Source organism: Streptococcus fermentans, from assembly GCF_040888305.1.
GTDB classification, from domain to species: domain Bacteria; phylum Bacillota; class Bacilli; order Lactobacillales; family Streptococcaceae; genus Streptococcus; species Streptococcus fermentans.
In genome coordinates this window covers 80879-95919 of sequence record NZ_JBFNFG010000004.1, presented here as the reverse complement: position 1 = coordinate 95919, position 15041 = coordinate 80879, and the positions used below count along the sequence as shown (strand labels likewise).

General features: G+C 39.8%; 13 protein-coding genes and 1 pseudogene. 5 read left to right on the top strand and 9 right to left on the bottom strand.

The genetic code is table 11. The annotated features are described in order from the left end of the window. The 4 genes from AB2B50_RS05435 (at window position 1) to AB2B50_RS05420 (ending at window position 4070) form a co-directional block, all read left to right on the top strand. Complete coding sequence (locus AB2B50_RS05435) at window positions 1–723, top strand: hypothetical protein (protein WP_320693011.1); 723 nt, start codon at window positions 1–3, stop codon at window positions 721–723. A gap of 356 nt (window positions 724–1079) precedes the next feature. Then, window positions 1080–2471, top strand: a complete 1392-nt coding sequence (locus AB2B50_RS05430; RefSeq protein ID WP_320693012.1) for a Rep family protein — start codon at window positions 1080–1082, stop codon at window positions 2469–2471. Window positions 2472–2519: 48 nt separating this feature from the next. Further along, entirely contained in the window at window positions 2520–2783 is a 264-nt protein-coding gene (locus AB2B50_RS05425) for a helix-turn-helix domain-containing protein (RefSeq protein WP_084880077.1), read from the top strand. Between the two features lie 66 nt (window positions 2784–2849). After that, window positions 2850–4070: a site-specific integrase gene (locus AB2B50_RS05420; protein WP_320693013.1), complete on the top strand. Its 1221-nt coding sequence runs from the start codon at window positions 2850–2852 to the stop codon at window positions 4068–4070. Between the two features lie 106 nt (window positions 4071–4176). On the opposite strand, the gene rpsI is transcribed toward AB2B50_RS05420, so the two are convergent. From rpsI to pbp2b, 8 genes are all read right to left on the bottom strand, one after another. Beyond that, window positions 4177–4569: a 30S ribosomal protein S9 gene (gene rpsI / locus AB2B50_RS05415; protein WP_000075973.1), complete on the bottom strand. Its 393-nt coding sequence runs from the start codon at window positions 4567–4569 to the stop codon at window positions 4177–4179. An 18-nt stretch (window positions 4570–4587) separates the two neighbouring features. Further along, window positions 4588–5034 carry a 50S ribosomal protein L13 gene (gene rplM / locus AB2B50_RS05410; protein ID WP_001044622.1) on the bottom strand — a complete coding sequence of 149 codons (447 nt, stop codon included), beginning with the start codon at window positions 5032–5034 and terminating at the stop codon, window positions 4588–4590. 159 nt (window positions 5035–5193) lie between these two features. Beyond that, window positions 5194–5901, bottom strand: a complete 708-nt coding sequence (locus AB2B50_RS05405; protein WP_320693015.1) for a YwaF family protein — start codon at window positions 5899–5901, stop codon at window positions 5194–5196. A 120-nt stretch (window positions 5902–6021) separates the two neighbouring features. Beyond that, window positions 6022–6633, bottom strand: a complete 612-nt coding sequence (locus tag AB2B50_RS05400; protein ID WP_320693016.1) for an NUDIX hydrolase — start codon at window positions 6631–6633, stop codon at window positions 6022–6024. Continuing rightward, window positions 6620–7993 (bottom strand): UDP-N-acetylmuramoyl-tripeptide--D-alanyl-D-alanine ligase, encoded by a 1374-nt coding sequence (locus tag AB2B50_RS05395; protein ID WP_320693017.1) that lies wholly within the window; start codon window positions 7991–7993, stop codon window positions 6620–6622. The genes AB2B50_RS05400 and AB2B50_RS05395 overlap by 14 nt, the downstream gene beginning before the upstream one ends. Before the next feature lie 53 nt (window positions 7994–8046). Then, window positions 8047–9090 (bottom strand): D-alanine--D-alanine ligase, encoded by a 1044-nt coding sequence (locus AB2B50_RS05390; protein WP_320693018.1) that lies wholly within the window; start codon window positions 9088–9090, stop codon window positions 8047–8049. Window positions 9091–9266: 176 nt separating this feature from the next. After that, window positions 9267–9863: a recombination mediator RecR gene (gene recR / locus AB2B50_RS05385; RefSeq protein ID WP_000966747.1), complete on the bottom strand. Its 597-nt coding sequence runs from the start codon at window positions 9861–9863 to the stop codon at window positions 9267–9269. A gap of 10 nt (window positions 9864–9873) precedes the next feature. Continuing rightward, on the bottom strand, window positions 9874–11925 hold the full coding sequence (gene pbp2b / locus AB2B50_RS05380) for a penicillin-binding protein PBP2B (RefSeq protein ID WP_320693019.1): 2052 nt from the start codon (window positions 11923–11925) through the stop codon (window positions 9874–9876). Window positions 11926–12121: 196 nt separating this feature from the next. Here pbp2b and AB2B50_RS05375 point away from each other — a divergent pair, with 196 nt between their 5' ends. Then, window positions 12122–12967 (top strand): MurR/RpiR family transcriptional regulator, encoded by an 846-nt coding sequence (locus AB2B50_RS05375; protein ID WP_049525741.1) that lies wholly within the window; start codon window positions 12122–12124, stop codon window positions 12965–12967. 313 nt (window positions 12968–13280) lie between these two features. On the opposite strand, the pseudogene AB2B50_RS09725 reads toward AB2B50_RS05375, so the two are convergent. After that, a pseudogene (locus tag AB2B50_RS09725) lies at window positions 13281–14798 on the bottom strand (SIALI-17 repeat-containing surface protein); the annotation flags it as partial. Window positions 14799–15041: the final 243 nt, after the last annotated feature.

Here is a 15041-nt window from a genome sequence, read left to right as displayed (position 1 = left end):
ATGATTAAAAACGTTTTCGAGGTCAACAGTAGGGGACACCCTTCCCCTTTCAACATTGACATAAACCGATATTTCGCTTTAATAATCGCAGGCCCATCAGGCTCGGGGAAGAGTACGTTTTTAAGAAGAATTATAGGTCTCATTTCATTTTATGATACAGATGCTGAAGCTTACTTTCTCGATTTTAAAGCAGATGAAGCAATGTTTCCAATGACTGGCAACCATGTCGCAAGAGGCTTTTACTGTCTAGAACTTTTTGAAACAGTCTGCCAACGTTTTGAAGCTAGACTAAATAAACAAGAAAATATTGCTCATAATCTCTACCTAATTTTCGATGAATGGCAGGCTTTCCTTGCATATCTCGAACAAACTGATAAGAAGAAACACAAAGATGTTTTATCGAAAATGTTGATGATGAATAGCATGGGTAGAAGTCTAGGTTTACGAATCATTTTATCTAGTCAACGTTTCTTGATGTCTGACCTTCCAGGGCGCTACAATTTTAATTGTGTTATATCCTTATCAACTAGCTTTCTGCTAGCAACAAACAACAGACAACTCCTTTTTCCTGATATGGAAAAAGATGAAGTCATAGTAAAACCGCGAGGATATGGCTATTTTCAACTTGAGGGAGAACCTGTCAAGATGTTTCGTACTATTCAAGTAAGAGACGAGGAACGTTTAAATCAACGGATGCAGGAGCTATTTTCAAGATATATCTAGCGCTTTTTCTGCTACACTTGTTTGATGCGACACTGACCTACCTAGGGATTTCATCGGTTTAGTTTACCAGCAGAAAAATGCCTATTCGCAAGGGCTTGAGGGGTGGAGATTTTTTAAGCGCAACGATGCCGAAGGCAGGGAGTGAAGCGCCAAAAAATACTACCCCGTCCCTTGTTGAATTGGCAAGCGTTTTCGGTTCTATGGGAATCCATCGGGCAGGAGAGGCTGGGGTTTGGCAAAGCCCCAAGAGTTAAATTTAATTCTTAATTCTTCCTAACGCGTGTTAGACTGGGCTTGTCAACGGTCTAACACTAGAATAGTTAAAAGAATAGTTAAAAAAGAAAGGTTTAATATAAATGACTTCAAAGAAGAAGGAAGCGCTTTTGACTTCTATAGCAATTACACAATATTTTGATACGACTTATTGGAAGAATGGTTGGGATGAAGAACTGATTAAGTCTGCAAATATTGAAAAAATTCTTGAGGAAATAGTAAAAAGAGTTAGTGATGTCGCAACTGTTTCCGAAGCATACGCAATCAAGCATGACAAGGATACATCACTTGTTTTTGACAGTGTAACTAATTCAACAGCCTCCAAACTAAAAGAGCCACATATTCACGCTTTACTCAAATTTGAGAAAGGGGCAACACTAACTGATTTAGCTGTAAAAATCGGATTAGAACCTCAGTATCTTGAGAAAGCTAAATCTGGTAGATATGGCTACGATAACTTGTTAGCTTATTTAATTCATGCAAAAGATAAAGACAAATATCAATACACTCCTGACGAAGTATTCACTCTGAAAGGTAAAGACTACTTAGAAGTTTTTCACGAAAGACAAGGAAGCTGGCTTAAAGGAAAAGCAAAAAAGGAAGTGCTACAAAGTTATGAGGATATCGATTTATTAATTGATAACATTCTGAATGAGAGTATTACGAAAAAGGAAATACTACTTAATAAGCAATATCATACTCTTTATACAGTTCATAAAGTTAAAGTAAACGACGCAATTAAAAGCATTGGAGAAATTAAGTGTGCCAGAACAAAAGATGAACTGGAAAACGGAGAGTTTAAAAAGACAATCTTATTCATATATGGAGCTTCTGGACTTGGCAAGTCAACCTTTGCAAAAGAGATAGCAAAAAGTCTTATTCAGTTAGCAAAGCTGAATAATAAAAAATGGCAATCAGTCCTGACCGCAGGCACAAATATGTTTGATGAAGTAAACGGAGAAGAAATCCTACTACTTGATGATGTCCGAGGAGATAGCTTAACTGCTTCAGATTGGTTAAAAGTTTTAGATCCATATAATATTAGTCCTATCTCAGCACGTTATCAAAATAAAATAGGCGCTGCCAAAGTCATTATCATCACAAGCTCTAAACATCCTTTGACCTTCTTCTATCATACTAAAGGAAATAATCGTGAGGATTTATCACAATATGTTCGAAGAATTGAACATCTAGCAACGTTAAAGGGTGTGGGGGATGAACCTATTTTTTATGAATCTCACCCTACAAGAACATTGAACAATCTGAGACGAATCCCAGAGATTGGATGTGATACTTACTTATCTTACGATTTCACACATGACAACGAAATGAAAAGTAAAGAAGAACTTCTATCCATGTTAGTTTCAAAAGTTGGACTCAACAACCAATGGGATATATGGGAGTACGACAAAACAAAAACCCCGTCCGAAACTTTGGCGAGCGAGGACGAGGTCGCAGATAATCAAGAAAAGTAAATAGGGTATCTCTTGATACCTCTATTATACCATACATTGGAGGAATACATGCAAGTCATTTTACCAGATGAACAAGTTCAACAAATTCAGCATCTACTCGCTGAACTAATCGAAAAAGAAATTGAAAAAAAGCTGCACCATAGCAGCCTTGAAAGCCCTTTTTTAAACAAACAGCAGGCTTGCCACTATCTAGGCATCTCAAACAATACTCTAGATAGTTGGATCAAGAAAGGACTGCCTACAATAAAAATAGGCAAGACTATACGATTTAATAAAGAAGCCATTAATTCATGGCTTTACTCACAAAACTAGAAATATCTATATTTTTGTTTTATAATAGTCATGATATTTTCTGGTTCGATACACAAGGAGAATATCATGACGACTATCAGTAAGACAAAGAACGGAACTTTTCGCTTAAAAGTTTATATCCCAATAGAAGCACGAATGCCACTTGGAATTGTCAATAGCAACTATTACGATAAGCGATTTAAAACTAGAAAGGAGGCAAGACAAGCTGAGATAGACTTGCTTACCAAGTTAAATCAAATAGAAGATAATGAGTTTACAGGACTAGGAAAAGAAGATATTCTTTTCTCAGACTTCTATAATAATATTTGGTGGGAATCCTACAAAGTAGGACAAACCACATCTACTTCGAAGCCACCAAGCAGGTCAACAATTGCTAATACTAAAACATGTTTTGAAAAGCATATACTACCACTTCTTGGCAACTATACGATTCAATTTTTAAACCAAAATAAACAGGTTATTCTAAATTTGATGACAGCAAAAGCTAACGAATATGCCAACTTCAAAACTTTACGAAGTTACGTTATTTCTATTTTTGATTGGGCAGAAGAACTTGAATATATTGAAGCAAATAGAGTTGCAAAAATATTAAGAAGAATAAAGGCCACTAAAAAGATTCAACTTGCAGAGTCAAAGAGAGAGGAAGATTTATATCTAACTCATGAACAACTCCAAGAATGGTTCTCAGCATTTCAAGAAGATTTAGATAATGATAAAATAACCCTTAAAGATTATGTCCTATTTTATCTCACTTTTTTCTTAGGCGATAGAAAATCTGAAACCTATGCTCTTCAATGGAAACATATAGATCTTTCAAAAAAACAGATTCAGCTAATTCAAGCTTTAGATAGATATGGACAAGTAAAATCTACTAAGGGAAATAAGAAAACTATTTTCTCTATTTCTAATGACTTACTTCAACTCCTTACCTCTTGGAAAGAACAACAAAAATATGAACTGGCAAAGTTTGGTATCATCAGTAATCCAGAACAATTTGTTTTTACATATATCGACACAAAAGGAAACATCAATAAGCCTTTACATGCTGACTATCTAAACAACAAAATGAAAAGCATCAGAAAGCGACATAAAGAGCTGGCACATGCTACACCTCATAAACTGCGACATACAGGAGCAACGCTTGCTAAACAAGCAGGAATGAGCTTAGAAGCTATTTCTGAGGCTCTAACACACAGCGATACAGGAACAACACAGATTTATGTAAATACTTCTAATGTAGTTCCTATGACAGTAGGTGAATTTGCTTTAAAGTCTCTAAAACAATAAGGTGAAAATAAGGTAAACTTTGAGGTAAACTTTTCAAAAAAACACGAAAAAAGCACCCATAAGGTAAACTTTTGAGTGCTTTGAAACGTTGATATAATCGTGTTGATTAACGTTTTGAGAATTGTGAAGCTTTACGAGCTTTCTTAAGACCTGGTTTCTTACGTTCAACTTTACGTGAGTCACGTGTAAGAAGTCCTGCGCGTTTCAATGAATCGCGGAAGTCTGGGTCTACTTGAAGAAGGGCACGAGCGATACCGTGACGGATAGCTCCTGATTGACCAGCATAACCACCACCTACAACGTTAACGAAAACGTCGTATGAACCTACAGTTGAAGTAACTGCAAATGGTTGGTTGATTACAAGACGAAGGTCAGCGTGTGGGATGTACTCTTCAACATCTTTTTTGTTAACAGTGATTTTACCAGTTCCTGGAACAAGGCGAACGCGTGCAACAGCGTTTTTACGACGTCCAGTACCTGCATATTGTGCTTGTGACATACTTTATTGTTCCTTTCCTTAGATAAGTCCTGAAATATCAAGAACTTCTGGTTGTTGTGCAGCGTGAGTGTGCTCAGCTCCAACGAATACTTTCAATTTCATACCTTGAGCGCGACCAAGAGTATTGTGTGGAAGCATACCTTTAACTGATTTCTCGATCAAACGTACTGCATTTTTAGAACGAAGTTCACCAGCAGAGATTGATTTCAATCCACCTGGGTGGTTTGAGTGAGTGTAGTAGATCTTATCAGATGCTTTTTTACCAGTCAATTTAACTTTTTCAGCATTGATAACGATTACGAAGTCACCTGTATCAGTGTGTGGTGTGAATGTTGGTTTGTTTTTTCCGCGAAGTACGCTAGCAACAACTGCTGAAAGGCGTCCAAGAGGTACATCAGTTGCGTCAACAACGTACCATTTGCGTTCTACTTGGCCTGGTTTAGCCATGAATGTAGTTTTGTTCATGATTTCTCCTATATGAATATCGTTTTTGTTTACAGGGCGGATGTTCCGGTCCGCAAGTTATTTGAAAGGTTCCGGGGCCTTACAAATGGGGTAAACAATACCGTCTACTATTGTATCAAAATTCTCAGATAAAAGTCAAGAGATTGGGAAAATATTTTTTTATTTCTGCCAGATTCTCAACCTTTTTTCTGCCTGTTCCTGAAGGATTGTCTGAAAAATTTTAGAGACTAAGTAAATAGCGCAAGTCAAGAATAGCGTTACCACTAGATAATTGATCAAACGACCGTGGTCTCCAACCAATGGTGGTCTTGTCAAAAATCCATAATCTCCACCTGTTACTAAATTGACCATGAAAATCAAGGCATTGAGCGAAGACGTGATAACTAGGATTCGTTTGAAATCCAGTAAACTAGCATCGTAGTCCTTCAGGAGATAAATCAAGGAATTTCCAAGAAGAGCTAAGTGTCCGAAAACAAAGGACAAAATGGCAATGTGGGGGAAGGGATAGGGATCTGGCACTGGATAAATAAAAGCTGCCAACGTTCCAAAGGTTCCCAATACAGCAAAATACTGTTTGACTCTAGAGACACCCGGGGTCAAAAGCACTACAAACATAGCCAAACGGCAATGATAAAAGGGAAGACTTTCTGTTAAAGGCATCTGATTAACCAAATACCATCCGTAGAGCAGGATTAGCTGTACCGCCTGTAAAATCTGGAAAAATCGTTGACAGGCTTTTTTCTCACCATAACGATAGGCAAGAAATACAGTCAATGCCAATAAGGTAAATAGACTGCCATACCAAAGAAGATCAAATTGGGGTGGCTCCGTCGGCTGCGTGCTAAATAAAGCATCCCAAACATTCATGTAACTTTCCTCATTTTCATATAAGCCAATCTCTTACTGGTTTTTATAGAGCCTAGCTTACATTTATTTCTTATAATTTTGTGTAAAAGAAACTGTCGATCTTAATATAAAACAAAGCTTCTAATCGACATATTGTTCCCGCTCACCCTGATAGACCTGCCATAGAATTTCCATTTGTTCTTGGGTTATTCGTTTTTCAGATAGGGGTGGGAGATTCTTGATATTAAAAAATTCAAGTTCTGCAATTTCTTGATTTTCTTGAAAATGTCCATCCAATAACTGACAGTCAAAGACGAACTTGGCATACTGCTTGTTCTGAAGTTGAAAGCGATTGGTATCAAAAACCGCTAATAAAGAACCTACTTCTGCCGAAAATCCTGTTTCTTCCTGAACTTCTTTTCGGATATTTTCCTTGGGAGAATATCCTACCTCGCCAAAGCCACCAGGTAATGCCCAAGTATCCTCTCCTTGTCCTCGAACCAGGCAAATCTTCTGATTTTGAACAATCCATGCCCTTACATCCATCAAGGGAGTTGCATAGCTACCTGTTGGTTTTAAAATTGCAGTCAATTCCTCTTGATCGAGTTCCGTTTGATCCTGCAAGACACTCCATAAAATCTGACGTAAATCCTCATAACGTTCACGGTCATAAGGATCCTTTGAATAGGTCAACCCAGTATCAGTGATAGCTAACATTCTCTGAATAGCTTTGGCGAAATCAGTTGTGCTCATTTTCTAGGCTTTCTACTAGCTTGGCTAGATTCATAGAGTTCGAACCTTTAAGCAAAATCTGGTCATGTGCGCCAAGACTTTCCTTGACCTGCTTAACCATGGCTTCAAACTGGTCTTCCTCAGTTGTTTTCTTGAAGTAGTACACATGGCCGATTGGGAACATTTGACTGGCTAATTGAGCCAATTCAGCAATGTCTTCACCGTAGAAAATTACAGTATCAAGGACATCAGGTGTAATGCTCAAAATCATCTGATTATGAAGTTGAACAGACTGATCTCCAAGTTCTTTCATATCCGCCAGAACTGCGAGTTTCTTGCCACCTTCATTGGCTGGAATGGCAGAGAAAGTCTCTAAAATCAACTTCATAGCAGTTGGATTGGCATTGTAAACATCTGATAAGATATCCGCTCCATTAGCTGCCTTTTTCCACTCGGTACGATTACGGGTCAATTCAAGATTTTGGAAGGCTTGACGGATTTGCTCTTCAGTCACTCCTTCTTGAAGAGCAACATAAGATGCAATCATAGCATTAGTCGCATTGTACTTACCTGTTACTGGCAAGTCGAGAGCCTGCTCCAAGAAATTAGCCTTGAAGGTTAAACTATCCTTACGCTCAATCAATTCTGTGATTTCGAGTTCTACACCTGGGCCAAAACGAACTACTTTTTGCTCAGCAGGTAGATAATCCTCTACAATGGGATCAGCCGGTGCCAAAAGCAAGGCACCCTTTTCCATCCCATCAGCGATTTGTAATTTCCCTTTTGCAATTTCAGAACGGTCCTTAAAGAAAGCCAGATGAGCTTCTCCAACCAAGGTCACGATAGCTGTCTTTGGATGAGCCAGTTCAGACAAAAGATGAATATCTCCCAAGTGATCCTGTCCCATTTCCAAGACCAGCTTTTCAGTATCATCTGGCATATGGAGAACCGTATAAGGGAGGCCAATCTCGTTATTATAATTTCCTTGCGTTTTGTAGGTTTTGTAGCTTGTAGAAAGTAAATGGGCCAACATATCCTTGGTAGTTGTTTTCCCATTTGAACCTGTAACAGCAAAGACATCGACACCTGTTTTTTGAAGGTAATAGGCCACAAGTGCTTGGAAGGCTGTCAAGACATCATCTACTAAGATGTAAGGATGACCTACTACTTCTTTCTCTGATAAGGTTAAAGCTGCGCCATTTTCAAAAGCTGTCTCGATAAAGTCATGACCATCACGCGCCCCCTTGAGTGGCACAAACAGATCACCAAGTCCAATCAAACGACTATCAAACTCAGCCTTGACTAGCGGGCTATCCGCATAGCCTGTCACATCATTTTTTGCACCGACAACACGCGCAACTTCGTGAATCGTAAGTTTCATGTTTACTCCTTTAAAAAGGGGCAAGGAGTCCTTCCCCGCCCTTATGTCTGTCTTTACAATAGGTGCGCTTCACGCTTGTCAAAACTTTCCTTAGCAAGATCAACCAAACGTTCAATTAATTCTGGATAAGAAATTCCCATATTGTCCCAAAGTAATGGATACATAGACCATTGGGTAAATCCTGGCATGGTGTTAAGCTCGTTTAGGAAAACTTCTCCCTTATCTGTATAGAAAAAGTCACAACGTGAGAGACCAAGTCCACCAATAGCACGGAAGGCAGTTTCTGCATTTTTACGCATGACAGCTACCACGTCATCACTGATTTTGGCTGGGATGTCCATAGTAATCTTGTTATCGATATACTTGGCATCGTAGTCGTAAAAGGCTACATCCTTGACAACTTCACCAGGAAGCGTGCTCTTGACATCATAGTTTCCTAAAAGACCAACCTCGATTTCACGTGCATTGACTCCTTGTTCTACCAAAACACGGCTATCATACTTGAAGGCAAGCTCGAGAGCTTGATGGAGTTCTTCTTTATTTTCAGACTTAGAAATACCGACACTAGATCCCATATTTGATGGTTTAGTAAAGACTGGATAGGTTAATTTTTCTTGAACTTCAGCAATCTTAGAAGCCAAGTCATCCCCTTCAACAATCGCTACGTAAGGAACTTGGGCAATCCCAGCAGACTCCAAAACGCGCTTAGTTGTGATTTTATCCATGGCAAGGCTTGAAGATAGGATGTTACAACCGACATAAGGCATTTTCAAGACTTCTAAGAAACCTTGAACGGAACCATCTTCTCCCATAGGTCCATGAAGAACTGGAAAGACAACCGCTCCTTCTTCGTAGATAGCACTTGGAGCAATTTTCTTGTCCCAATCAATCGTTTCATTGGTCATGAGACGTTCATCTTGTCCAGGAGTTTGGGTAAATTCTTGGGTTTTGATGAAATCACCGGACTGGCTGATAAAGAAGGTTTTGACTGCGAAACGATCATAGTTGACTGCACGCATGACACTCTCAGCTGACAAGACAGACACTTCACGTTCTGCACTGCGTCCACCATATAATAGAATAATTGTTTGTTTCATATGATTTGTTCCAATTCTAATAGAATACTCGTCCTTTAGTATATCACATTTGTCCTTTTTTTTAAACTTGTACAGCAAAAAACAAGAAAAGAGACCAAATCAAAATGAGATTCAGTCTCTTTATACTTTTAAATGATTATCTGCTAGTTCATTGCATCTATCCTTAACCTTACAGACTAAAGTTCGGTACGATTTTCAATAGCTCTTAAGAGTGTTACTTCGTCCGCATACTCGATGTCTGCTCCGACTGCTAGACCTCGTGCTAGACGAGTAACCTTAATTCCTGCAGGTTTGAGAAGTCGAGAGATATACATTGATGTCGCCTCACCATCAGCAGTTGCATTTGTGGCTACGATGACCTCTGAAACCTCGCTATCCATGAGGCGAGTCATGAGACTCTTAAGATTGATGTCATCTGGGCTAATGCCATTCATAGGGGAAATCAAACCGTGCAAGACATGATATAGTCCGTGGTATTCTTGGATATTTTCCATAGCAGCGACATCGCGACTATCCTCCAGAACCAGAATCGTTGATTGATCTCGACTAGGATCGGTACAGATGGAACAAGGATCATCATCCGTCAAACGTCCGCAGATTGAACAATAGGTCAATTCTCGTTTAGCTGCCAGAAGATTTTTAGCAAATTCATTGACGTCGTCATCAGACATCCCAATGGTGTAAAAGGCCAGTCGGGTTGCTGTCTTAATCCCGATACCTGGAAGTTTAGAATAGCTGTCAATCAACTTAGCAATAGGTGTTGGGTAAAGCATGGCTTCCTTTCTAGTTCATTGGATGGTGTTGGTTGTATAGATTGATAATGTCGCGAGCAATTGCTGGCCCAACATTTTTGGTTAAATTGGTATTATGAGGAAAGACTACTGCAACTGCAATTTGAGGATTTTCTGTTGGAGCATAGGCCACGGCATTGGTATTATTAGCTTCTTTTTGACCACCAGCTACATAGCTTTCAGCTGTACCGGTTTTACCACTGATAGAAACAGTGGCACCATCTGAAAACGCCCGTCCTGTCGTTAGGGGACTAGTTCCATGCGATACTTGGTAAAATCCTTGGTGCAAGATTGCCATATCTGATTCAGAAATATTGATTTTATTCATTTCGGTGCTAGTTGTTTGCTGAATCAAATTTCCTAGACCACCTTGCTCATTATTATCATAGACTCCTTCTACGATATGAGGAGCTAGACGAACGCCATTGTTAGCAATCGTTGCAACGTACTGGGCTAATTGCATCGGTGTGTAGTTATCAAACTGGCCAAAAGCATTAGTTAAATAATTAGCCAAGTCAAATTTTTGGGGGATAAATCCTGTCGATTCATCTGGCAAGTCAATCCCTGTAGCAGCACCCAAACCATACTCACTAAAAGTCGCGCGTAGTTTTCCCATAGCAGACTCTAGTCGGTCTGTCTTGACTGTCATATCTGGTTGATAGGTTTGGCCCATCATTCCTAGGGCAGTTTGAATCATATAGGCATTGGATGAGTATTCCAAAGCCTCTACTGCTGTAATCGGGAAGGAACCGGAACCGTAAGCAAGAGTATACCAAGAATTGATAGCTGGGGATCCTTGGAAAACGATTGGTTGGTCTGTCAAGGTCTGGTTCCCCTTAAGAACACCATTTTCCCATCCCGAGCTGATGGTAGCCGCTTTAACGACAGAACCTGGAACAAAGACATTGGTCACAGTCCCGAGTGAGTCTGAGGTTAAGTCACCCGTTTCCAGATTATGTTTAATCCCTGACATAGCTAACACAGCACCCGTCTTAGGATTGAGGGCCACTGCATAGACACCTTCAGAATATTTTGCTCCACCATTTGAAAGTTCCGAACTGAAGTAACTTTTCAGAAGATTATCCACACTATCTTGGAAGGTCAAATCAATGGTCAATTTAATATTTTTGCCCTTGCTACCTTCTTCGACATTTTCCACACTCTCCATATCGCCATATTTATCGAGATGGATTTCTTTTACTGTGCGCTTCCCTTGTAAAATCTCTTCGTATTGTTTCTCCAGATAAGAAGTTCCAACACGGTCATTAAGTGAATAGCCTTTTTGCAAATAAGCATCCACATCCTCAGCTGGAAGACCTGATTTCTCACTAGAGACACTTCCAACGATAGATGAGAGAGATGTTTCTAAAACCTTTCTATCCCACGAAGTTGAAATGCTAATACCAGGTAATTCCTTGGAAGCCGAAGCAACGATAGCCACCTGTGTATCACTCAAGGGATCTGTTTGAATATTCCCTGTCGCAAAATTACCAACTGCATTGAGCTGGTTAAAGAGGTAGATAGCCTTCTTTTCATCCTCTGAATAATTCAGTTGATCAGAAGTGATACTCTCAGCAGCATTGTTATAAAGTTGAGCTTCAGACAACTGATTACCATCAGAATCAAAACGTTTATCCTTAGGAAGAGCTTCTACCGTTTTTTTATAGACAGCTGGATCTGCTAGATAATAGTCAGCCATTTGACGTTCCGTCAAATCTGGTGAGGATACCGTTACATACGTTAAGAGTTTAGTGGAAATATCCTTTAAATCTTTAGCTGTCATCTTATTGCTTCGTGTGAAAGCCACCACTTGTTTGACGCTGTTTTCTACCAATGGTTTTCCAGCCGCATCATAGATTTCACCACGAACAGAACTCGTTGTTACCCGTGTTTGGCTAGCAGACGCTAACTTGGTTTCATAGAAATCCTTGTTCAAAACTTGCATATAGAGCAAGCGACCAATGATGGTCATGAAAAGCAAAATAACGATTGCAAACAATAAATTAAGCCGAATCGGTATCGAATGGCTATTGAATTTTCTCATACAAATCAGTCTCATTTCTAATCAAAATCTCAATCTCCATTGTACCATAATTTGAAGAGAAAATTATGGAAAAAGAAAAGACTTTTCCTTTTTATCCCAAAAACAAAGCAACTGTGGTATAATAGAAGTAGGCGCTATTTTATTTGTTATCTTTTATTGACAAATAATGTTTAACAAATAACTACAAAGGAGTCCCATGAACAAGCCAGACATCTCTACGATTATTGATCTTCACTTTGAAGAAATGACCGATTTAGAGCAAGAGATTGCTCGCTATTTTTTGCAGGCAGATACCATTCATGATGACTTGTCTTCTCAGCAGGTCACTCAAAAACTTCATATTTCTCAGGCGGCTCTCACTCGTTTTGCCAAAAAATGTGGCTTTACGGGCTATCGGGAATTTATTTTCAAATACCAACAACAAAAGGATACCCTTTCCGTTCCTCAACAAGATATGAATCCTTTGACTCAAAGAGTCTTGAGAAGCTATACAAATATCCGAGAAATGACACAAGAATTGATTGATGATGACCAACTGGAGCGCATTGCCCAAATGATTGATCAATCAGAACGCGTCTATTTTTTTGGCACTGGAAGTTCTGGCCTCGTTGCGCGTGAGATGAAATTGCGTTTCATGAGACTTGGAGTCGTTTGTGAGGCTTTGACAGATCCAGATGGTTTCGCCTGGACAACCAGTATCATCGATGAAAAATGTTTGGTCTTTGGCTTTTCCCTTTCAGGAACAACTCCATCCATCATTGACAGTCTACTAGACGCTCAAGATATGGGGGCTAAAACTGTTCTTTTTACTAGTACGCCAAGCAAGGAAACTCAGGAATTTACAGAAACTGTACTGGTAGCAAGCCAGAGTCAGGCTTCCTATATCCAACGCATTTCTGCCCAACTCCCTATGTTGATCTTAATCGATCTCCTCTATGCTTATTTCCTAGAAATTGATCGTGAAAGTAAAGAAAAAATCTTTAACAGTTATTGGGAAAATAAAAAACTAAATGGCTATCGTAGAAATAGAAGGTCTAGATAAGCCTCCATCCCTTTCAAGTGAACAATCACATCAGCAACCAGCGATTAAAGTCGCTGGTTTTTAGTTTGCTCAAGTCCTATAACTGATAACTTATGCACATAGAACTTTACACCTGATTCTTGATATAAAAAAGCGAACAAGACCAGCTTCTGTTTATCAGAAAACTCGTTTTGCTCGCTTTTTATAATTGAGATTAGTTATTGGTTTCAATCTCTAAAGTTTGGACAGTTATTACAGCAGTTTCTTTAATATTCTGCAATAAGTTCCATAAAATCTATACTTCCTCAACAGTCTTTCTTGAGTTTGACAGATTCTATTCGTCTTCTTTTTTCTTTCCCATTGCAGCTAGACCAAGAAGTGCTCCTACAGCTCCTAAGCTTGCAAGGGTAGCAGTTTCTTTAGCGCCTGTCTCAGGGAGAATATTTTGACGATTTGCAGGTGCTTGATAAGTCTTATCTGGTGATATATCCTGAGCCACATGCGACTGTTCATCCTTGTGTGTAGCGACTTCATGAATAGCTGCTTCTGAACCATTTACACCACCATTAAATCCTGGAACTTGATGGATAGGTGCTTCCCCACCAGAAACTCCTCCTTCAAAGTTTGGAACTCTGTGGACAGCTGCTTCAGAGCCATTCACACTACCAGTAAACTCTGGTACTTCATGGATAGCTGCCTCAGAACCATTCACACCACCAGTAAACTCTGGTACTTCATGGATAGCTGCTTCTGAACCATTCACACCACCAGTAAACTCTGGTACTTCATGGATAGCTGCCTCTGTTTTGCCTGATTCTTCTTTCTTAGTTCCGACTAGCACAATCTCATCTTGCGCCACTTCAACAACTTCACGCAATTTTTCAGTCCGGCTTCCATCTGGTGCTACTTCTGTTAAGATACGTTCCTTGCCTGCGCGACCTACCTGAGTTACGCGAGTTTCACCTTCTGGCAGAGTTGGATCTTCTCGTTTAACAGTCTTGAAGTTGAGAGCTTCTTCTACTACCTCAAGGTTTGGTTGAGTAAAGCTCAATTTTTTAACGCCATCACCTGGCACAGATGTTCCTTCAAAAGTACCAACTTCGATGACACGATCTTGAGCTTCTTCACGTTCAACCTTAACTGTCTTACGTGTATCTCCATCTACTTCTACATATGTCGTTACTTGACCTGCTTTACCTTCTGAAACAACTTGTTCCTTGCCTTTGGCTAAGAAGGTATTCTCACGATGAACAGTATTAAAGGCGATTTGTTCTGTCGTTACTTCAAGACTTGGTTGCGTTTGAACTAATACCTTATCTCCTTCAGTTGGAAGATTTGAATGTTTTACTTCCTCTTTTGGAGTCGCTTGAAGTTGGTTGATAGAAGTTAGAGCTGCTTGCAAGGCCTTATCGACTGCATCCTGAGTTTTAGCTGCTTCGATAGCAGTAAGAGCCTGTTCTGACAACTCAACTAGTTTCTTCTTAGCTTCTTTATCGCTACCTAGCTCCTTAGTCTTGTTTTGAATAGCCTCTGCCAAACTTGCCATGGCCTTATCATAGTCAATCTTAGGCTCTTCTGGTTGGGCTGGTGGCTCTGGTTTTACTTCCTCTTTCGGAGTCGCTTGAAGTTGGTTGATTGAAGTTAGAGCTGCTTGCAAGGCTTTGTCTACCGCATCCTGAGTCTTGGCTGCTTCGATCGCTGCGATTGCCTGCTCTGATAACTCGACTAGTTTCTTCTTAGCTTCTTTATCGTTGCCTAGTTCCTTAGTCTTGTTTTGAATGGCCTCTGCCAAACTTGCCATAGCCTTATCGTAGTCAATCTTAGACTCTTCTGGTTGAGCTGGCTCCTCTGGTTTTGGATCCTCTTTCGGAGTCGCTTGGAGTTGGTTGATTGAAGTTAGAGCTGCTTGCAAGGCTTTGTCTACCGCATCCTGAGTCTTGGCTGCTTCGATCGCTGCGATGGCTTGCTCTGATAACTCGACTAGTTTCTTCTTAGCTTCTTTATCGCTACCTAATTCCTTAGTCTTGTTTTGAATAGCCTCTGCCAAGCTTGCCATTGCCTTATCGTAGTCAATCTTAGGCTCTTCTGGTTGGGC